This window comes from Allgaiera indica (assembly GCF_900106675.1).
In the GTDB taxonomy this organism is placed as follows: domain Bacteria; phylum Pseudomonadota; class Alphaproteobacteria; order Rhodobacterales; family Rhodobacteraceae; genus Acidimangrovimonas; species Acidimangrovimonas indica.
On sequence record NZ_FNOB01000003.1, the window covers coordinates 208658 to 227666 of the forward strand.

The 19009-nt window shown below is 68.6% G+C and carries 18 protein-coding genes; 12 read left to right on the forward strand and 6 right to left on the reverse strand.

From position 1 onward, the window contains the following. Positions 1 to 157 precede the first annotated feature (157 nt). The 7 genes from BLV97_RS04205 (at position 158) to BLV97_RS04235 (ending at position 7113) form a co-directional block, all read left to right on the forward strand. Positions 158 to 1174 carry a PhoH family protein gene (locus BLV97_RS04205; RefSeq protein ID WP_035842306.1) on the forward strand — a complete coding sequence of 339 codons (1017 nt, stop codon included), beginning with the start codon at positions 158 to 160 and terminating at the stop codon, positions 1172 to 1174. 75 nt (positions 1175 to 1249) lie between these two features. Beyond that, a complete protein-coding gene (gene ybeY / locus BLV97_RS04210; protein ID WP_051646054.1) occupies positions 1250 to 1828 on the forward strand; it encodes an rRNA maturation RNase YbeY in 579 nt (192 codons plus the stop codon). Next, entirely contained in the window at positions 1803 to 2729 is a 927-nt protein-coding gene (locus BLV97_RS04215) for a hemolysin family protein (RefSeq protein ID WP_035842316.1), read from the forward strand. Before ybeY ends, BLV97_RS04215 begins: the two co-directional genes overlap by 26 nt. Then, positions 2730 to 4253 (forward strand): apolipoprotein N-acyltransferase, encoded by a 1524-nt coding sequence (gene lnt, locus BLV97_RS04220; RefSeq protein WP_051646055.1) that lies wholly within the window; start codon positions 2730 to 2732, stop codon positions 4251 to 4253. Between the two features lie 65 nt (positions 4254 to 4318). Then, a complete protein-coding gene (locus BLV97_RS04225; protein ID WP_035842319.1) occupies positions 4319 to 5005 on the forward strand; it encodes a haloacid dehalogenase type II in 687 nt (228 codons plus the stop codon). Next, on the forward strand, positions 5002 to 5826 hold the full coding sequence (locus BLV97_RS04230; RefSeq protein ID WP_035842322.1) for an alpha/beta fold hydrolase: 825 nt from the start codon (positions 5002 to 5004) through the stop codon (positions 5824 to 5826). Before BLV97_RS04225 ends, BLV97_RS04230 begins: the two co-directional genes overlap by 4 nt. A 159-nt stretch (positions 5827 to 5985) precedes the next feature. Further along, positions 5986 to 7113 carry a Hint domain-containing protein gene (locus tag BLV97_RS04235; protein ID WP_035842324.1) on the forward strand — a complete coding sequence of 376 codons (1128 nt, stop codon included), beginning with the start codon at positions 5986 to 5988 and terminating at the stop codon, positions 7111 to 7113. Positions 7114 to 7130: 17 nt separating this feature from the next. Here the strand turns inward: BLV97_RS04235 and BLV97_RS04240 are convergent, their stop codons facing one another. Further along, positions 7131 to 7640: a GreA/GreB family elongation factor gene (locus BLV97_RS04240; protein ID WP_035842327.1), complete on the reverse strand. Its 510-nt coding sequence runs from the start codon at positions 7638 to 7640 to the stop codon at positions 7131 to 7133. After that, on the reverse strand, positions 7637 to 8119 hold the full coding sequence (locus BLV97_RS04245; RefSeq protein WP_035842414.1) for an NUDIX domain-containing protein: 483 nt from the start codon (positions 8117 to 8119) through the stop codon (positions 7637 to 7639). The genes BLV97_RS04240 and BLV97_RS04245 overlap by 4 nt, the downstream gene beginning before the upstream one ends. Before the next feature lie 189 nt (positions 8120 to 8308). Here BLV97_RS04245 and BLV97_RS04250 point away from each other — a divergent pair, with 189 nt between their 5' ends. After that, on the forward strand, positions 8309 to 9097 hold the full coding sequence (locus BLV97_RS04250; protein WP_035842330.1) for a gamma-glutamyl-gamma-aminobutyrate hydrolase family protein: 789 nt from the start codon (positions 8309 to 8311) through the stop codon (positions 9095 to 9097). 13 nt (positions 9098 to 9110) lie between these two features. After that, the gene (locus BLV97_RS04255) at positions 9111 to 9797 is read left to right on the forward strand and encodes a D-lyxose/D-mannose family sugar isomerase (protein ID WP_035842333.1); all 687 of its coding nucleotides are present in this window, start codon (positions 9111 to 9113) and stop codon (positions 9795 to 9797) included. A 68-nt stretch (positions 9798 to 9865) separates the two neighbouring features. On the opposite strand, the gene BLV97_RS04260 is transcribed toward BLV97_RS04255, so the two are convergent. Both BLV97_RS04260 and kynU read right to left on the reverse strand, forming a co-directional pair. Further along, positions 9866 to 10339 (reverse strand): GNAT family N-acetyltransferase, encoded by a 474-nt coding sequence (locus BLV97_RS04260; RefSeq protein ID WP_035842336.1) that lies wholly within the window; start codon positions 10337 to 10339, stop codon positions 9866 to 9868. A 12-nt stretch (positions 10340 to 10351) separates the two neighbouring features. Then, on the reverse strand, positions 10352 to 11548 hold the full coding sequence (kynU, locus tag BLV97_RS04265) for a kynureninase (RefSeq protein ID WP_035842339.1): 1197 nt from the start codon (positions 11546 to 11548) through the stop codon (positions 10352 to 10354). Positions 11549 to 11977: 429 nt separating this feature from the next. Here kynU and BLV97_RS21140 point away from each other — a divergent pair, with 429 nt between their 5' ends. Together BLV97_RS21140 and BLV97_RS04275 are read left to right on the forward strand one after the other, a co-directional pair. Continuing rightward, positions 11978 to 12574: an outer membrane protein gene (locus BLV97_RS21140; RefSeq protein WP_035842417.1), complete on the forward strand. Its 597-nt coding sequence runs from the start codon at positions 11978 to 11980 to the stop codon at positions 12572 to 12574. A 133-nt stretch (positions 12575 to 12707) separates the two neighbouring features. After that, positions 12708 to 13334: a glutathione S-transferase family protein gene (locus BLV97_RS04275; protein ID WP_035842342.1), complete on the forward strand. Its 627-nt coding sequence runs from the start codon at positions 12708 to 12710 to the stop codon at positions 13332 to 13334. An 8-nt stretch (positions 13335 to 13342) separates the two neighbouring features. On the opposite strand, the gene BLV97_RS04280 is transcribed toward BLV97_RS04275, so the two are convergent. Continuing rightward, on the reverse strand, positions 13343 to 14728 hold the full coding sequence (locus tag BLV97_RS04280) for a pyridoxal phosphate-dependent decarboxylase family protein (protein ID WP_035842344.1): 1386 nt from the start codon (positions 14726 to 14728) through the stop codon (positions 13343 to 13345). A gap of 438 nt (positions 14729 to 15166) precedes the next feature. On the opposite strand from BLV97_RS04280, the gene BLV97_RS04285 reads away from it, so the two are divergent. Then, the gene (locus tag BLV97_RS04285; protein ID WP_035842347.1) at positions 15167 to 17680 is read left to right on the forward strand and encodes a CoA transferase; all 2514 of its coding nucleotides are present in this window, start codon (positions 15167 to 15169) and stop codon (positions 17678 to 17680) included. Positions 17681 to 17779: 99 nt separating this feature from the next. Here BLV97_RS04285 and BLV97_RS04290 read toward each other — a convergent pair whose 3' ends face one another. After that, a complete protein-coding gene (locus BLV97_RS04290; RefSeq protein ID WP_035842349.1) occupies positions 17780 to 18952 on the reverse strand; it encodes a pyridoxal phosphate-dependent aminotransferase in 1173 nt (390 codons plus the stop codon). Between the last annotated feature and the right edge of the window lie 57 nt (positions 18953 to 19009).

A 19009-nucleotide genomic window follows, 5' to 3' on the forward strand; every position in this document is an offset into this window, starting at 1 on the left:
CGACTACGCACATGGCCTGCGCCCCGTGATGCGCAAAGCTTGGCCAGTTTCGTCACAGCCGCTTCAAAATTGCGGACTACCTCTTGCGTTGTGGCCCTGTGAGGCCCACCATACCTGTGTGGGCTGGATGCTCCGGCCCGGTTGAGAGGAGACCTGCTTGGGCATCAGCGCGCTGACTCCCCCGCCCGTCCCGGAAGACGTTCACGAAACGCTTCTGGAATTTCCCGACAATCGCCTGCTGATCGGCCTGTGCGGTGAGTTCGATCGCAACCTGGCCCAGATCGAGCACCAGCTTGAGGTGCAGATTCTGAGGCGTGGCAATCAGTTGGCCCTGATCGGGCCGGGGGCGGCGCGAAACCAGGCCGAGGAGGTTCTGCGTGGGCTTTATGCGCGGCTCGAGGCCGGGCGCGGCGTGGAAAGCGGCGATATCGACGCGGCGATCCGGCTGGGCGATCCGATCTTCGAGACCCCGGGCCGCGGCGGCGCCGAAAGCCAGCTGGAGATGTTCCAGGGCGGGCGCGTCGAGATCCGTACCCGCAAGAAGATCGTCGAACCCCGGACCGAGGCGCAGAAGGCCTATGTCAAGGCGCTGTATGGGAATGAACTGGGCTTCGGCATCGGCCCCGCCGGCACCGGCAAGACCTATCTGGCCGTGGCGGTGGGGGTGTCGATGCTGATCGGCGGCCATGTCGACCGAATCATCCTGTCGCGCCCCGCCGTCGAGGCGGGAGAGCGGCTGGGCTTTCTGCCCGGCGACATGAAGGAGAAGGTCGATCCCTACATGCAGCCGCTGTATGACGCGCTGAACGATTTCCTGCCCTCCAAGCAGCTTGCCAAGATGATGGAGGAAAAGACCATCGAGATCGCGCCCCTGGCCTTCATGCGCGGCCGCACGCTGTCGGGCGCCTTCGTGGTGCTGGACGAGGCCCAGAACGCCACCTCGATGCAGATGAAGATGTTCCTGACCCGGCTTGGCGAAGGGTCGCGCATGGTGATCACCGGCGACCGCACCCAGGTGGACCTGCCGCGCGGCATGGCCTCGGGCCTGGCCGAGGCCGAGCGGATCCTGGGCGACGTGAAGGGTGTCAGTTTCAACTACTTCACCGCCAAGGACGTGGTGCGCCACCCGCTGGTCGCGCGGATCATCGAAGCCTATGAGAAGGTCGAGGGGTAGGGGCGCGATGCCGCAGTTTCCACCGAACCGCGCCGTGGTGCGCGCAGGTTTGCCCTTCGCGCTGTCCGCCCGCGCATGAGCCTGGATATCGTCATGGAAGATCCGCGCTGGGAGGCGCTGGATCTTGAGGAACTGGCCGAACGTGCCGTTGCCGCCGCGCTGGGGGGGGCGGGTCTCGACCCGGCCATGGCCGAGGCCACGCTTCTGGCCTGCGACGACGCGCGCATCGCCGTGCTGAACGCCGATTTCCGCGACAAGCCCACCCCCACCAACGTGCTGTCCTGGCCCGCGGCCGAACGCGGCGCGGACCGTCCCGGCGGTGCCCCCCAGGCGCCCGAACCGGATGCCTTCGGCGCGTTGGAACTGGGTGACATGGCGATTTCGTGGGATACCTGCACCCGCGAGGCAACCGAGCAGGACAAATCCCTGCGCGATCATGTGACCCACCTGATCGTTCATGCCACCTTGCATCTTCTGGGCTATGATCACATTGACGCGGCCGATGCCGCGCTGATGGAAGGTCTGGAAGTGCGCATACTTGCAAGCCTGGGTATCGCGGACCCATATGCCGAAGCGGGCCCGGCCCCGCGATCGGACGATCCGGCCCCGGGCGATTTGGAAAGGACCGATGGACAGTCGCAGCGAAGGATCTAGCGCGGCGCATGGCGCGCAGGATCTCGATCCCCCCGAACCCCCCGGCTTCTTCAGCCGCCTTTTCTCGGCCCTCTCCCCTGGCGAGGCGGAAACCTCTCCGGCCACACGTTCGGCGCCCGCGCCCGACACGCCCGCGCCGCAGGCCGCGTTCGGCATTTCGAACCTGCGCCGCCTGCGGGTCGACGATGTCGCGATTCCGAAGGCCGAGATCACCGCCGTCCCGGTCGAGATCGGCAAGGAGGCGTTGGTCGAGGTGTTCCGCGAACACGGCTTCTCGCGGCTGCCGGTCTACAAGGGCACGCTGGACAAGCCGCTGGGGCTGGTGCTGCTGAAGGACCTGGCGCTGACCTACGGCTTCGGCAATTCGGGCGGGCGGTTCAGCCTGCGCAAGCTGTTGCGCCCGGTGCTTTACGCGCCGCCCTCGATGCCGGTGGGCGTGCTTTTGCAGAAGATGCAGAAGGAACGCGTGCACATGGCGCTGGTGATCGATGAATATGGCGGCGTCGACGGGCTGGTGACGATCGAGGACCTGATCGAGACGGTGATCGGCGAGATCGAGGATGAGCATGACGATACCTCCGACACCTATTGGCAGTTGGAAAAGCCCGGCGCCTATATCGTTCAGGCCCGCGCGCCGCTGGATGAATTCGAGGCCGAGACGGGCCTCGACCTGAGCGTCGAGGGCGAGGACGAGGAAGAGGTCGACACGCTGGGCGGCCTGGTTTTCCTGATGTGCGGCCGGGTTCCCGCGCGGGGCGAGGTGATCCGTCACGAAAGCGGCGCCGAATTCGAGGTGATCGACGCCGATCCGCGCCGCATCAAGCGGCTGCGCGTGCGGCTGCCCGGCAGTGCCCCGGCCGCCTCTGCTTCGCCGGCGCCCCCCCCTGAAAAGGACGGGTGAATGCGGCTTCCCAAGGCTGTGAAGGCGCCGGCGCGCCCGCACTGGCGCGCGCTGGGGCTGGCGATGCTGATCGGCGTGGGCGCGGCCACCGGCCAGGCGCCGCTGGGCTGGTGGTGGGGCACGCTGCTGTCGCTGGGGGGGCTGACCTGGCTGCTGGCGCGGCAGTCGCGGCTGTCGCACGCGGTCTGGCTGGGCTGGTTCGCGGGGGCGGGGCAATTCGCGGCCGCGATGTACTGGATCGTCGATCCCTTCCTGGTGGATCCGGCGCGCGATGGCTGGATGGCGCCGTTCGCGCTGTTGTTCATGTCCTTCGGGCTGGCGCTGTTCTGGGCGCTGGCGGCGGGCGTGGGTCATGCGCTGGGCCGCGGGCCGCGCAGCCGCGCGCTGGCGTTCGCCGTGGCGCTGGCGGGGGCGGATCTGATGCGCTCGTATGTGCTGACGGGGTTCCCCTGGGGGCTGGTCGGTCATGTCTGGGTGGGCACCTGGGCGGCGCAGGCGGATATCTTCCTGGGTCCCGTGGGCCTTAGCTTGATGACCACGCTGGCTGCCGCGCTGCCGCTGGCCGTGGGCCGGATCCGCGGCACCGCCGCCTCGACCTTTCTGCTGGGGGCGGCGATGGTGTTCGGCGCCTGGCGGGTCGGGCAGCCGATCCCGCCGCGCGCCCATCCGATCGAGGTGCGGCTGGTGCAGCCCAACGCCACGCAGGATCTGAAGTGGAACAGCCATTGGCAGCGCATCTTCTGGGACCGGATGCTGGATGACACCGCCGCGCCGGTGAAGCCGGGCGCGCCGCCGCTGGATCTGATCGTCTGGCCCGAAACCTCGGCCCCCTTCCTTTTGAACGATCCCGGCCCGGGGCTGCGGATCATGCGCGACGCGGCGCATGGCGTGCCGCTGGCCTTCGGTGTCCAGCGCGGCGCCGACGGGCGGTATTACAATTCCCTGGCGGTGATGGACGCGCAGGGCACGATCGAGACCGTCTATGACAAGTGGCATCTGGTGCCCTTCGGCGAATACATCCCCTTCGGTGACGTACTGGCGAAGGTCGGCATCACCGCCTTCGCCGCGCAGCTTGGCAACGGCTTCACGCCGGGGGTTGGGGCGCGGATCCTCGACCTTGGGCCGAAGATCGGCAAGGTGCTGCCGCTGATTTGCTACGAGGCGATCTTTCCCCAGGACCTGCGCGCCGCCCCGGGCCGGGCCAACTGGATCTTGCAGGTGACGAACGATGCCTGGTTCGGCACCTTCGCCGGGCCCTACCAGCACCTTGCCCAGACGCGGCTGCGCGCGATCGAGGAAGGCCTGCCCTTCCTGCGCGCCGCCAATACCGGCGTCTCGGCGGTGATCGACCCCTATGGCCGCGTGGTGGCGTCGCTGCCGCTGAACACGGCGGGTTATCTGGATGCCGCGGTGCCGGGCGCGCTGGCCGAGCCGCCCTATGCCCGCTGGGGCGACGGGCCGGTGCTGGCGCTGATCCTCGCGGCGCTGGCCGGTATCGGCTGGGCCGCGCGCAGGCGGGCCTAGCCACCGCATTGCGGCATTCCCTCTGCCGCGCGGCTGTGACATGGTCGCGGCCAGGAGGAACGCCCATGACCATCACCACCTGCATCTTCGACGCCTACGGCACGCTATTCGATGTGACCTCCGCGGCCCGCGGGGCGGCACAGGAGCCCGGCTTTGAGGCGCTGCGCGAGATCTGGCCGCGCCTGGCCGAGGATTGGCGGCGCAAGCAGGTCGAATACACCTGGCTGCGCGCGATCACCGGGGCGCACACGGATTTCTGGCAAGTCACCGGCGACGGGCTCGACTGGGCGATGGAGGCCGCGGGCCTGTCGGACCCGGCGCTGCGCGACCGCCTGATGGCGCTGTACGAGGAGCTTTCGGCCTATCCGGAAGTGCCGGAGATGCTGGCGGAACTGAAACAGGCGGGTCTTGCCACCGCGATCCTGTCGAATGGCGCTCCGAAGATGCTGGCCGCCGCCGTGGCCTCGGCCGGGATCGGAGACCGCCTGGACGACGTGCTGTCGGTCGAAAGCTGCGGCATCTTCAAGCCCGCGCGCCAGGTCTATGACATGGTCGGCACGCGCTTCGGCTGCACCCCGGATCAGGTGCTGTTCGTGTCCTCGAACGGCTGGGATGCCACGGCGGCGACAGGCTATGGCTTTCACACCGCCTGGGTCAACCGCGCCGGTCAGCCGGTCGAGCGGATGCCCTGGCGTCCGCAGACGATCCTGACCGATCTGACCGGCATTCCCGATCTGGCAAAATCGCTATGACCCAAAGCTTCACCACCGACGACGGCGCCCATATCGCCTATGACGACCAGGGCGCCGGCCTGCCGCTTCTGTGCCTGCCGGGCCTGACCCGCACGATGGGCGATTTCGCCTATATGATGCCGCATCTGCCGCCTTGCCGGGTGATCCGCGTGGATTACCGCGGCCGCGGGGCGTCGGATTTCACCGGGGCGCAGACCTATACCGTGCCGCGCGAGGCGCAGGATGCGCTGCAATTGCTTGATCATCTGGGCGTCGAGAAGGCCGCCGTTCTGGGCACCTCGCGCGGGGGGCTGATCGGCATGTATCTGGCCGCCACCGCCAAGGATCGGCTTTTGGGCCTGTGTCTCAACGACGTCGGCCCCAAGCTGGAGATGGCGGGTCTGCAGCGGATCCAGGATTACGTCGGCCGCAACCCCGCGGCGAAGACGCTGGACCAGCTGGCTGCGGCGCTGCCCTCCAGCCTGCCGGAATTTAAGGGCGTGCCCGAAAGCCGCTGGCGCGACGAGGCCGCCTTGCATTACCGCGTTTCGCCCGATGGCTTGCGCATCACCTACGATCCGGCACTGCGCGAGGCGTTCCAATCGGCGCTGCCCGCGGCGGCCAAGGACGCCTGGCCGCTGTTCGAGGCGACACAGGGCTTGCCGCTGGCGCTGATCCGGGGGGCGAATTCGGATCTTCTCAGTGCCGAAACCGCGGCCGAGATGCGCCGGCGTCGTCCCGACATGTTGTTCGCGGAAGTTCCCGGGCGCGGCCACATCCCCTTCCTCGATGAGCCTGAAGCGGTCGATCTGCTGAAGCGTTTCTTGGCCGCGCTGGGTTGACGTCACGGCCAGGGAACGAACCGCCCCGGCGCCAACGGGTCTGCCCCGTCCCGTCCTGCTGGCCCGGTCCCGTCCCGGCGCCGCGACATATTGTTCCCATTTTCGGCCAATCATGTTACAAAATTGGAAACAATAGCGCGATCGAGGCGGCAGACAGGCATGCAGAGGGGAAGTCGCGGCATCTTCGTCATTTCATGGGCGCAGACCGAAGTGGACGGTGTGCAGGGCGCGCCGCGCGGGCTTTTGACGACGGGCGCCACCTGGCGCTGGCATGGTTCCGCGCTGCGCGTGGACGGGCCGCAATCGCTTCTGGTGCTGCAGGGGGATCCCGCCGGGGACGCGCTTCGCCGCCGCGCGATGCGCTCGGCATCGCGGCTGGGTCGGGCGCCGGCGGCGGACCGCCGCACGGATCTGGCCGGCCCCGCCCCGCGTCTCGCGCCGGAAGATCTGCCGCCCTCGGATCGGGCCATCGTGCTGACCGACGGGCGGCACAGCTATGAGGCGCTGCTGATCCCGGCGACGGATGCGGCGCCGGACGCCGCGTGGGAAGGAGCGTACACTGACACGCCGTGCGGCGATCTTCTGGCTTTCGACGGGGCGTTGCCCCCCGCCGGAGCAGAGCTTTGGGTGGTGCGCGGCGCCCGACCGCCGATGCGCCCCCGGGTGGCCGGGCGGGCGGGGCTTGCGGCGCTGATCTGCTTCACCCCGGGCACCGAGATCGCCACCCCGCGCGGGCCCCGGCGGATCGAGGCGCTGATGCCGGGCGACCGGATCCTGACCAAGGACAACGGCCCGCAGCCCGTGGTCTGGACCGGGCGGCGGCGGTTGTCGGGCGCGCGCCTCTATGCCCAGCCCGAGTTGCGTCCGATCCGGTTTCGTGCCGGCGCCTTCGGTATCGGCCGTCCCGATCCCGACCTGCTGGTTTCACCGCGCCACCGGATGCTGGTGCGCGGCCCGGCGGCAGGGGCGCTGTTCAACGCGCCCGAAGTTCTGGTCGCGGCGCAGGATCTGGTGGATGGCGGCGCGATCAGCGTCGATGGACGGCTGGCCGAGGTCACCTATGTCCATATCCTGCTGGAGCGGCACCAGATCATCTGGGCCAACGGGCTGGAGACCGAAAGCTTCCATCCTTCTGGCGGCGCGCTGGAGACGCTTGGCGCCGAAGACCGCGCCGCGCTGTTCGCTGCCTGGCCCGATCTGGCGTGGACCCCGCAGGCCTATGGCGATTTCGCGCGGCGCGAGCTGTCCGCGCCCGAGGCCGCGATCCTGCGCCACGACGCCGCCTGACGCGCACGGCGCCGGTTCTAGGCGACCTCCGGTCCGGGCCCATAGGCGATCGCCAGGATTTCCAGCTCGGTCACGCCGCCGGGGCGTTTCCAGGCGATCACATCGCCCACACCCGCACCGATCAGGGTGCGTGCCAGCGGGGCCTGCGGGGTGATCCAGCCGCGTGCGCCGTCGGCCTCGTCCTCGCCGACGATGCGAAAATGCCGTTCGCTGCCGTCGGATTCGGCCAGGGTGACGGTGGCGCCGAAGGCGACCTCGTTGCGCGGCTGGGCGGCGGGATCGACCAGGATCGCGCTTTTCAACCGGGCCTCAAGATAACGGATGTCGCGCTCGGCCGCGGCCTCGGGCAGCTTGTCGAGCCGCTCCTGCCGGCCCCGCAGCGCCATCAGCCGCGCCTGCGCCTCGGCCAGCCGGGCGCGCAGCGCCGCCAGCCCCGAGGGTGTGACGAAATTCGGATGCGGGCTGATCGGCAGGTCGGGCAGGGGGGCGTTGTCGGGCCCGTCCTCCTTGACGAAGGCGCGGCTCATTTCAGGATCACCTCCAGCGGGTCGTAAAGCAGCCCCTCGCCCCAGGCGGCCGGACCCAGGCTGTCGGGTTTGTGGCGCAGGCGGGCCAGTTCCTCGCGGGTGACGAAGCGGCGGTGGCTGACCACGCCCTCGGGGTCGCGCCACGTCTCGGGCATCGGGCCCCGGGCGGTGCAGCGGAAATAGATGTCGACCTGGTGAAAGCCGGTGTCGGGGTCGTGGAATTCGTTGACCAGCGCCGGGGCGCCGACGGTCACGGTCAGGCCGGTTTCCTCCTGCATCTCGCGGATCAGGTTGTCGGGCAGCGAGGTGCCGGGCTCGACCCCGCCGCCGGGGGCGCACCACAGGTCCAGCCGGGCGCCGGGATAGGCGTTCACGATCAAGAGCCGGTCCCGCGCGTCATGCAGTAGCGCGCGGACGGCGATGCGGGGGCTGCGCGATTTCATGACCGCAGACTGGGGCCGGGCGCGGGAATTGTCCATGCCGCGCGACGGAGGGAGCACGATGGACGCGCGGGTTGCGTGGGGCGCGGGCGGCGACGGATCGTCGCGCCCGTCGCCCAATTTGCGGGCAACGGCGGGTGCGCACGCGGCTTGTGCATCTGAGCACTCGACGCCCCGGGCCGCGCGGCCTACATTCGGCGCCGATACAATAAGACAAGAGGGCATCGCATGACACGTCCGGTGGTCGGGATCATCGGCAACGCCAGTGTGGTTCGCGAAAACTATCACGTCCACGCAGCCGGCACGATGAACATCGAGGCCATCGCCCATGTGGCCGATTGCGTGCCGCTGGTGGTGCCCGCCGATCCCGCCTTTATGTCCACCGAGGAACTGATGGAGGCCTGCGACGGCTTCTTGCTGACCGGTGGGCGCGCGAATGTTCACCCGTCCGAATATGGCGAGGAAGAGACCCCGGCCCATGGTACCTTCGACCGTGGCCGCGACGGGGTGACCCTGCCGCTGGTGCGCGCCTGCATCAGCCATGGCCAGCCGGTTTTTGGCGTCTGCCGCGGCTTTCAGGAGGTGAACGTGGCGATGGGCGGATCGCTTTACCCCGAGATCCGCGATCTGCCCGGGCGGATGAACCACCGCATGCCGCCCGACGGCACGATCGAGGAGAAATTCGCCCTGCGCCATGAGGTGCGTTTCACCCCCGGCGGACCCTTCGCGCGGCTGATGGGGGCCGAGGCGGTGATGACCAACACGCTGCACGGCCAGGGAATAAAGAAGCCGGGCCCGCGGGTGGTCATCGACGGCATCGCCCCCGACGGCACGCCCGAGGCGACCTATATCGAGGGCGCGCCGGGCTTTTCGCTCGCCGTGCAATGGCACCCGGAATACAATGCCGCGAACGACCCGGTGTCGCGCAAGCTGTTCACCGCCTTCGGTGATGCGGTGCGCGCCTTTGCCGCCGGGCGGCATGCAGCCGACAGTTCGGCCGTGCGGCGACTGGCCTGAGGATGACCCAAGGATGAAACGCAGTCAGATCAACGGGATCATGGCGGAGGCGGCGGAAATGATCCGTCGCTTCGGTTTCGTGCTGCCGCCCTTCGCCTGGTGGACCCCCGACGAATTTCGCGCCCGAAGCACCGCCGCCGCGGGGATCATCCGCGCGGGTCTGGGCTGGGACATCACCGATTACGGTCAGGGCAGGTTCGACGCGCTGGGGCTGTTTCTTTTTACCCTGCGCAACGGCGAACTGGACGATCTGCGCGCGGGGCAGGGCATGTGCTATGCCGAGAAGCTGCTGATCTCGCGCCGCGACCAGATCTCGCCCATGCACCGCCACGTCGTGAAGGCCGAGGACATCATCAACCGCGGCGGCGCGACGCTGGCGGTGGAGCTTTACGGCTCGGACGCCGGGGGCGGGTTCGACGCCGGGGCCGGCGGCCGGGTGCGCTGCGACGGGATCTGGCGCGATTTCGCCCCGGGCGAGGTGCTGATGCTGGCACCGGGCGAGAGCGTGACGCTGATGCCGGGCGACTGGCACGCGTTTTGGGGCGAGGGCGGCGACGTGCTGATCGGCGAGGTCTCGACGGTCAACGACGATCGCACCGACAACGTCTTCCGCGATCCGATCGGACGGTTCTCGGAGGTCGAGGAGGACGTGGCGCCGGTGCATCTGCTGGTCAGCGATTACGAGCGCTGGCTGGGCTGAGAGGCCGGCGGCGGGGGGCTGTCTGCCCCCCTGCGCCCCCCGAGAGTATTTTTGCCAAGATGAAGGGCCTAGAGGGTCTTGCTCATGCGGAAATTCTCGATCCGCACGCCGCGGCGCTCGATCTGCTGCGGGGCGTCGACCTGCCAGCCGCGCCGCGCGAAGAAGGCGCGCGAGAAATGGCTGGCCTCGCTGGTCAGGTGCGCGAGGCCGAGGGCGCGGGCGGCGGCCTCGATCCTGTCGTAGAGTTGCCCGGCAAGGCCTGTGCCCATGCGCTCGGGGGCGACGAAGGCCATGTCGAGATAGCCGTCTTTGCGCAGCGACATGAAGCCTTGGAGCGCGCCGTCCTCCTCGGCCAGCCAGGTGATTTCCTCGGCCAGCTTCGCGGCGAGGCGGGGCAGGACCTCGGGCGGGGGCACCCGCCACGGCGCCCAGGCGGCGCGCTGTTCCTCGGTGTAGCGGCTGGCCGCGCCCTCGTGCACCGCGCGAAAGAAGAGCGCGCCGCAGGCGGGCGCGTCGGTTTCGCGAAAGCGGCGGAATTCCATTCCGGGTCCTCCTCAGGTCACGCGGGCGCGGGTCTTGTATTCCGGTCGGTCCCAGAGAGTGCCGTCCATGACATCGCCGAGGATCTTCACCGCGCCCTCGACCTCTGCGAGGCCTATATAGAGCGGGGTGAAGCCGAAGCGCAGGATGTCGGGGGCGCGGAAATCGCCGATCACGCCGCGGGCGATCAGCGCCTGCATGATCGCGTAGCCTTCCGGGTGGCGGAAGCTGACCTGGCTGCCGCGCCGTTCCGGGTCGCGCGGCGAGGCGAGGGCGAGGGTGGGGCAGCGGGCCTCGACCCCGGCGATGAAGGCTTCGGACAGTTCGATCGCGCGGGCGCGGACATCGGCGATGTCGGCCATGTCCCAGACGTCGAGCGCGGCCTCGAGCGCGGCGAGTTGCAGGATCGGCGGCGTGCCGACGCGCATCCGCTCGACCCCTGGCGCGGGGCGGTAGTCGAGGTCGAAGGCGAAGGGGGCCTCGTGCCCGAGCCAGCCCGAGAGCGCGGGGCGCGCGGTGTCGGCCAGGGCAGGGGCGACATAGATGAAGGCCGGGCCGCCGGGGCCGGAATTGAGGTATTTGTAGGTGCAGCCCACCGCGAAATCGGCGCCGCCCTTCGTCACGTCCACCGGCAGCGCGCCGGCGGAATGGGCCAGGTCCCAGATCGCCAGCGCGCCTGCCTGATGCGCGCGGCGGGTCAGGGCGGGCATGTCATGGCGCCGCCCGGTGCGGTAGTCGACCTCGGTCAGCAGGGTGACGGCGATCTCTTCGGTGATCGCGTCCGCGACCTTCTCGGGGGGGACGGTGCGCAATTCGTAAGCCCCACCCAGCATCCGCGCCAGACCCTCGGCGATGTAGAGGTCGGAGGGGAAGTTGCCGGTGTCCGACAGGATCACCCGGCGGTCGGGCCGCAGCGCCAGCGCCGAGGCCAGCGCCTGATGGACCTTGATCGACAGCGTGTCGCCCATCACCACGCTGCCCGGCGGCGCGCCGATCAGCCGTGCGATGCGGTCGCCCACGCGCGAGGGCAGCGCCATCCAGCCGGCGCGGTTCCAGCCGGTGATCAGCATCTCGCCCCATTCCTCGGTCACCGTGCGGGCCAGCCGGGCGGCCGCCGCCTTGGGCAGCGGACCCAGCGAATTGCCGTCAAGGTAGATCACCCCCTCGGGCAGATGGAACATGGCGCGGGTGGCGGCGAAATCTGTACGCATCGCGGTCTCCTTCCTCTGTTTCTCTGTGACCGAGGGGCAAGGGGGCTTCAAGCCCGAAAACCGCGGGCGTCAGGGCGAAGATCTGCCCCTTGGCCCTGCGTGCCGGGCGGCTTTCCAAGGTGCGGCGACGGTCCTGAATGGCGCGGTGCGGCGGCAAGAGAGCTATCCCGGCGAGGATCGGCGGTGCCCGAGGCGGATCGGCAAGGGGGCCGGCGCGGCCCCGCTCGGCGGAATACCAACAAGGTTCTGGAAAATCGGCAATTTTCCGCCTGCTTTGATCACCGGAAATGCGCGAAATTTCACTCAGTGGTGATACCCCCCTTGGAACCGGACCAGTTCAACCCACGTTTCCGGACAACGTTGCAGACATCTGCAGCGCCCCGAGCCGTCCGGGCAGTGGCGGTCGGAAAAAAGTGTATGGAGACAGAGATGAAAAAGTTCGTGGCACTCAGCGCCGTCAGCCTTCTTGCAGCCGCCCCCGCTTTTGCCGGCGGAATGGCCGAACCGGTCCAGCAACCGGCCCCCGTCGTCGTGACGCCCCCCGCCCCGGCGATGCCGGACTGGACCGGCTTCTATGGCGGCGTGAACCTCGGTTACGGCCATACCACGGCTTCGGGCGGCGGTGTCAGCGGCCATAGCGGCGCGCTCTATGGCGCCCAGGTCGGCTATCTTCAGGATTTCGGGAACTGGGTCGCCGGCGGCGAGCTGGGCTATGACGGCACCAACATGAAGCTGTCGGGCGGCGGCAAGGTGAACCACCTGGCCCGGCTTGAGCTGAAGGCCGGTCCGAAGTTCGGTCGCGCCTTCACCTATCTCGCCCTCGGCGCCGGCCAGACCAAGGCCAACATCGGCGGCAATTCCTATACCAAGAGCGGCTATTTCGGCGGCATCGGCATGGATTACAAGATCGACCACAGCTGGAGCGTCGGCGGCCAGGTGCTGTCCTACCGCTTCAACAACGTGGGCGGCACCGGTACGGATCTGAAGCCGACCACCGCGACGATCAACGTGTCCTACCACTTCTGATCGCGTCCGCGCGCAACCAGGAAGGCGGGTCCCGCGGGGGCCCGCCTTTTTCGTTGCGTGCAGTGGCGATGGTGGCTTGCTGCGCCTGCGCAAAGCGTCGAACCTGGCAGCAGGCCATGGGGGCGGGGGCAGGATGGTAGAGCTTCTTCTTTACGGACATCCCGACTCGGGCCACGCGTGCAAAGTGGCCGCGACGCTGGCGCTTGCGGGGTTGGCGCACCGCGTCGAACGGGTCGATATCTGGGCCGCGCCCCAGACCCGGCCCGCCGATTTCCTGGCGGCCAACCCGGCGGTCGAGGTTCCGGTCCTGATGATCGACGGACAGTCGCATGTGCAATCCGGCGCGATCTTGCTGGAGATCGCCACGCGCTGGCATTGCCTGGGTGGTGAGAGCACCGCGGGCCTGCGGCGCGGCCGCGAGCTGCTGCTGTGGGAGGCGAACCGGATCGGCATGTGCCTGCCGCAGCTGGTCGCGGCGCGCGGTCCCGGGCGGCGGGCCTTCGCGCCCGAGGTGGTCGCCTGGCTCGTGGGCCGCTATGCGGCGGATCGCACGCGGTTCGATCTGTTGCTGGGGGACGGGCCGTTCTTTCATGGCGACGCGCCCGGGATCGGCGATTGCGCGATCTGGGGCTATGCCCAGTGGACCGACAGGGCCGGTGTCGCGCCAAGCCCGGCGATGGCCGCCTGGCAGGCGCGGATGCGCGCCTTGCCCGCGATGCGCAGCCCCGAGGGCTTCTTTCCCGACGCGGCCCCTGCCTGACCGGCGGGTCAGCCAAGCATCTCGCGCAGCACCCGGGCCACGCAGAACACGTCCTCGCGGGTGCAATCGAACTGGCCCACCTGCACGCGGATCACGAAGCGCCCCCGATGGCTGGTCTGGGTCAGATAGATGCGACCATCGGCGTTGATGCGGGTCAGAAGCGCCTCGGTCGCCGTGTCACCCGCGCGCAGGGCGAAGCTGAACAGCGACAGAGAGGGTTCGGTGACAATCTCGACCCCCGCCATGGGGCGGATCTCCTCGCACAATTCGCGCGCCCAGGCGACATGGTTGCGGATCCGGGCGCGCAAGCCTTCCAGCCCGTAGGCGCGTAGCAGGAACCACAGTTTCAGCGCCCGGAAGCGTCGGCCCAGCGGCACCGTCCATTCGTTGAAATTCACCACCTCGTCATGTTCGAGGGTCTGCAGGTATTCGGGACGCAGGCTGAGGCTGCGCACCTGCGGCGCCGGGTCCGCCAGGAATTGCACCGCGCAGTCGAATTGCGCGCCCAGCCATTTGTGCGGGTTAAAGACCAGACTGTCGGCGCCGTCGATCCCGTCCCAGAGCGGGCGGAATTCGGGGCAGATCATTGCCGAACCGGCCCAGGCGGCATCGACATGGCTATACAGCCCCTCGGCGCGGGCGACCTGCAGGCAATCGCCGATCCGGTCGAAGGCGCCGACCGAGGTGCCCCCCGCCACCAGAACGACGCCCGCGGGCAGGTGTCCCGCGGCGCGGTCGGCGGCGATCGCCCCGGCCAGCGCGCCGGGTTTCATCGCGCCGCGCCCGTCGGTGGCCACGCGCACCAGGTTGTCCTGGCCGATCCCGGCGACCCGCACCGCCTTGTCGACCGAGGAATGCGCCTCGGTCCCGGCATAGATCCGCAGCCGCGGCCCGCCCGACAGGCCCTTTTGCAGCCCCTCCCAGCCCAGCGCGCGCTCGCGCATCGTCAGCACCGCCGACAGCGTCGCGGTGGTGGCGCTGTCGTGGATCGTGCCGGTGAAATGATCGCCCAGGCCCAGGGCGCCGCGCAGCCAGACCATCATCACCTGCTCGATCTCGGTCGCGGCGGGAGAGGTCTGCCACAGCATTCCCTGCGCGGCGATCGCGTTGGTCAACTGTTCGGCCAGCATCGATGCGGGCGCGGCATTGGCCGGGAAGTAGGCGAAGAAGCGCGGATGCTGCCAATGGGTCAGCCCCGGCGGCACAATGCGTTCGAAATCGGCGAAGATCGTTTCCATCGGCTCGGGCGTTTCCGGGGCGGCGGCGGGAAGCTGCGCCGCGATATCGCCGGGGGCGGAGGCGGCGCGGACCGGCCGGTCGCGCAGGCCGGCGTGGTAGGCATGGGCCCAATCGGCGGCCCGCTTGGACCAGTCGCGCAAATCGTCGTGGTTCATGAGATCCTCCTTCGCGCCCGCACTTTGCTTGCGCGGCCGACCGGGGGCAAGGGGCGCGAGGGGCGGGCCGTGGACGGACAGCCCCGCACCGCGCATCATGAACAGGAATAATAATGCGACGCGCCGGTTTTATTGGGCACAAGGCCCCGACCTCGGCTATTGCGAAGCGAAAGGCCCGTGCGGCAAGAGGCAAAGGGAGGCGCGGAATGCAGCAACCGACAAGCCGTTTCGGCGCGCGCGGCCCGTCGCGCGCCGTTCCCATCTCGCGCCCCGCCCCAATCTCGCGCCCCGCCCCAATTTCGCGCGCCGCCCCAATCTCGCGCGCCGTCTGTCTCTCGCGTCCCGTCCCTCCTTCGCGTCCCGTCCCTGCGTTGCGCGCCGTCGCGCCGGGCCGCCGCAGCCATTCCAGACAGTGCAAGCGCCAGCCGGGAGACGCCCATGTCCAGTCCAACGCGTGACAAGCTGCCGCTGCACAACGTGAAGGTGCTCGATTTCGGGCAATATATCGCAGGCCCCGCCGCGGCGATGATGCTGGGCGATCTGGGCGCGACCGTGGTGCATGTCGATCCGCCCGGCGGGCCGATGTGGAAAAGTCCCGCCAATGCCACGCTGAACCGCAACAAGCTGATCCTCTCGCTGGATCTGAAATCCGCCGAAGGGCTGGAACGCGCGAAGGAGCTGATCGCCGAAGCCGACATCGTGATCGAGAATTTTCGCCCCGGCAAGATGGCCAAGCTGGGCCTCGACCCGGCCGAACTGCGTAAGCAATTCCCCGAACTGATCACCGTCTCGATCCCCGGCTTCGCGTCGGCGGATGAGGAACGGCGGGAGTTGCGCGCCTATGAAAGCATCATTTCCGCAAGTTCCGGTGTCTTCACCGACATGGGGCTGAACCGGGTGCTGATGGGGGTGAACCCGTCGTTCTCGCCGCTGCCGCTGGCCTCGGCTTACGGGGCGACCATCGCGGCCTCGGCCGCCGTGCTGGCGCTGCAGGCGCGTGAACGCAACGGGCTGGGCGACCAGATCGAGGTGCCGCTGGCCTCGGCGGTGATGGAGGGGCTTTGCTACAACTCGATCCGCATCGAGGCCCTGCCGGACCGCTACATAACCCAGCGCGAGCGCGAGATCACCCGGCGGCGCACCGAGGGCCTGCCGATGAACCTCAGCTATGAGGAATTGCAAGAGCTTCTGGACCCGTTCTACCGCAGCTATCTGTGCAAGGATGGGCGCATGTTCTACGTCGTCTGCCCCAGCCACAAGAACCACGCCAGACGCTGCCTGCAGACGCTGGGCATCTACGACGAACTGGTCGCCGAGGGGCTGAGCGAGGAGGAAGACACCTACAAGCCCAGCGCGGAATGGTCCTCGGACGTGTCGCTGGGGGTCTATCCGCTGCCGAAGGTCTGGGCCGACAAGATCGCCGCGCGGATGAAGGAGGTGTTCCTGACCCGCACCGCGAAGGAATGGGAGCGCATCTTCGGTCGCAACAAGTTCCCCGGCGCGCCGCAGCGCTGGCTGCAGGAATGGATCAACGACGACCATGCCGAGACCACGGGACTGATGATCGACGTCGAGGATCCCGAATTCGGCACCATGATCCAGCCCGGCCCGGTCGCCTGGCTGGAAGAAAGCGGCGAAGCCGCGCTGAACCCCGCGCCGCGCCGCTGGGTGGATTTCTCGACCGCGCTGCGGGTCTTCAAGCGCATCCGGACGAAACTGCCGCGCGTCACCGATCCGGGCGATCGGTCGGGCTGGTTGGAAGGGGTGCGGATCCTCGATCTGTGCAACGTGATCGCGGGGCCGCACTCGGTCAGCTTCCTGACCCGTTTCGGCGCCGAGGTGATCAAGCTTGACCCCGCGACGCCGAAATACGACGCTTGGAACACGGTGATCTTCGGTATGTCGCATATGCGCGGCAAGCGGTCCGCCCTGATCGAATTGACCACCCCCGAGGGCCGCGAGGCCTTCGACGATCTGGTGCGTTCGGTCGACGTGATCGTCTGGAACGCGCCCGACAACCAGATCCGCCGCATGGGGCTGGACGCCGAAAGCCTGGGCCGGATCAACCCCGAGGCGATCTTTTGCAAGCTTGACTGCTTTTCCGGCGTGCGCCGCGGCCCGCGCACCGATTACGTCGGCTATGACGATCTGGTGCAGGCCACCACCGGCATCATGCTGCGCTTTGGAGGCGCGATGAGCGAGCCCGAGGAACATGCCCATGTCGGCACCATCGACGTGATGTGCGGCTTTGCCGGCACCATCGCCATCGGCGCAGCACTCTACCAGCAGCTGAAGATCGGCGTGACCGGCCGGCCCCGAACCTCGCTGTCGGCCAATTCGGGCCTGCTGCAGGTGCCGTTCTGTTACGATTACACCGGCCGCGGCCTCTTCGATGAGCCTTCGGGCCGCTATGTCAACGGCTACGACGCGCTGACCAGGTTCTACTACACCGCCTCGGGTGAATGGCTGCTGCTTTCGGCCTACGAGGCCGACGTGGTCACCCTGTCCGGCATTCCCGAACTCGACGGCTTCGGCGCGGTGCCGCTGGAAGAGCGCGAGGCCTTCCTGTCCGAGATCTTCGCCAACGACACCGCCGAACACTGGATCGCCACCCTGCGCGGCCACGACATCGCCGCCGCGGTCTGCGAAAACATCGACGCCTTGCGCGCAAGATACACGCATGACGCCGACGGAACGCCGGGGATCGATCGAGGCAGCTATGCCTTCACGGTCTTCCCCGATCACCCGTCGGGCCATGCGGTGACCCAGCTCGATGCCTTTGGCGTCCGTCCGGGGCGGGCGCGCGTGATGCTGCCCGCCCCGGCCGAGAAATACGGCGCCTCGACCCGGCAGGTGCTGCGTGATCTGGGCTATGACGACGCTCGCATCGACGCGATGATCGCCGCCGGTGCGGCCAGCGAAAGCTGGTCGAGGGAATATCTGCCAAGCTGACGGGCGAAAGACCCGCATCACCGGTCGCCTGCCCCGTCTTTGGGCTTCCTCTTTGGCGAAGATGCCCTTCGCAGGGGCGGACCGCCCGCGCGCGGCGCTTCAGCCCGTCGCGCGTTCGGCGAATGCAGCCAGCCGCCCGATCGCCTCTTCGAACAGATCGTCGGCGATGGTCAGCGCCACGCGCACATGCCCGGCCGAGGCCGCGCCGAAACTTTCGCCCGGCATCACCGCGATGCGCTCGGCGTCGAGCAACCGGTTGGCGAAGTCATTGCCGCTGAGCCCCGTCGCGCGGATGTCGAGCATCACATACATCGCCCCCGAGGCCGGGATCACCCGGATCGCGTTACTGCCCTGCAGCGCCCGCATCGCGATCTCGCGCCGCCGCCGGAAGGGGGCGGCGATCTTTTCCTCGAACCCCGGCCCCTGGCGCAGCGCGAAAAGCGCCGCGTCCTGGATGAAGGCGGGCACGCCATAGGTGGTGTTGGTGGTCAGGGTGGTGACCGCCTCGGCCACCTCCGTCGGCGCCACGATCCAGCCCAGGCGAGAGCCGGTCATCGCATGGCTTTTCGACATCGAGCCCACCACGATCGTGCGCTCGGTCATGCCCGGCAGGGCGCGCGGGCTGAGGTGCTCGCCCTCCCAGATCTGGGTGTCGTAGACCTCGTCCGAGATCAGCCACAGATCCTCGGCCTCCACCGCGCGCCGGATGCCTTCCAGCGTGGCGCGGGGATAGATCACACCGGTGGGGTTGTTCGGCGTGTTGATCAGCAATGTCTTCGCGCCCTGGGCCAATGCGCGGATCGTGGCCTCTTGCGGCAGGAAATCCTCGGCCGAACGCGTCGGCACCACCGCCGCTTCGGCACCGGTCGCGCGGATCGTGCCGGGGTAGGTGGCATAATAGGGATCGCAGTAAAGCGCCCGGTCGCCCTGGTCGAGCAGCGCCATATGGATCGCGAAAAGCGCAGCCTGGCCCCCGGGGGTGATGACGACATTATCCCAGCCGGTCGGCACGCCGGTGCGGGCCTGGACGCGCGCGGCAATTTCCTGGCGCAGATCCTGGTTGCCGGGGCCGAAAGCATAGCCGGTGTTGCCGGCCGAGGCGCTGTCGTACATCGCCTTCAGGATCGCGGGGTCGGTGCCGATGTCATGCTCGCCGATGGTCAGTGTCAGCACCCGCTCGCCCGCCGCGATCATGTCGCGGGTGCGATAGTAGATTTCCCAGCCGTCGGTGCCGCCCTGGGTGATATGCCCGATCCGTTGTGCCAGTTTCATCGCCCGACTCCCATTCCTTGCGGGGCGCACGCGATCACGAAACCGCGGCCGGGGCAA

Coding starts and splice junctions, on each gene's coding strand:
- ybeY (WP_051646054.1), top strand. CDS start 1,250: ATGAGCCTGGATATCGTCATGGAAGATCCGCGCTGGGAGGCGCTGGAT.
- BLV97_RS04215 (WP_035842316.1), top strand. CDS start 1,803: ATGGACAGTCGCAGCGAAGGATCTAGCGCGGCGCATGGCGCGCAGGAT.
- lnt (WP_051646055.1), top strand. CDS start 2,730: ATGCGGCTTCCCAAGGCTGTGAAGGCGCCGGCGCGCCCGCACTGGCGC.
- BLV97_RS04225 (WP_035842319.1), top strand. CDS start 4,319: ATGACCATCACCACCTGCATCTTCGACGCCTACGGCACGCTATTCGAT.
- BLV97_RS04230 (WP_035842322.1), top strand. CDS start 5,002: ATGACCCAAAGCTTCACCACCGACGACGGCGCCCATATCGCCTATGAC.
- BLV97_RS04235 (WP_035842324.1), top strand. CDS start 5,986: ATGCAGAGGGGAAGTCGCGGCATCTTCGTCATTTCATGGGCGCAGACC.
- BLV97_RS04240 (WP_035842327.1), bottom strand. CDS start 7,640: ATGAGCCGCGCCTTCGTCAAGGAGGACGGGCCCGACAACGCCCCCCTG.
- BLV97_RS04245 (WP_035842414.1), bottom strand. CDS start 8,119: ATGGACAATTCCCGCGCCCGGCCCCAGTCTGCGGTCATGAAATCGCGC.
- BLV97_RS04250 (WP_035842330.1), top strand. CDS start 8,309: ATGACACGTCCGGTGGTCGGGATCATCGGCAACGCCAGTGTGGTTCGC.
- BLV97_RS04255 (WP_035842333.1), top strand. CDS start 9,111: ATGAAACGCAGTCAGATCAACGGGATCATGGCGGAGGCGGCGGAAATG.
- BLV97_RS04260 (WP_035842336.1), bottom strand. CDS start 10,339: ATGGAATTCCGCCGCTTTCGCGAAACCGACGCGCCCGCCTGCGGCGCG.
- kynU (WP_035842339.1), bottom strand. CDS start 11,548: ATGCGTACAGATTTCGCCGCCACCCGCGCCATGTTCCATCTGCCCGAG.
- BLV97_RS21140 (WP_035842417.1), top strand. CDS start 11,978: ATGAAAAAGTTCGTGGCACTCAGCGCCGTCAGCCTTCTTGCAGCCGCC.
- BLV97_RS04275 (WP_035842342.1), top strand. CDS start 12,708: ATGGTAGAGCTTCTTCTTTACGGACATCCCGACTCGGGCCACGCGTGC.
- BLV97_RS04280 (WP_035842344.1), bottom strand. CDS start 14,728: ATGAACCACGACGATTTGCGCGACTGGTCCAAGCGGGCCGCCGATTGG.
- BLV97_RS04285 (WP_035842347.1), top strand. CDS start 15,167: ATGTCCAGTCCAACGCGTGACAAGCTGCCGCTGCACAACGTGAAGGTG.
- BLV97_RS04290 (WP_035842349.1), bottom strand. CDS start 18,952: ATGAAACTGGCACAACGGATCGGGCATATCACCCAGGGCGGCACCGAC.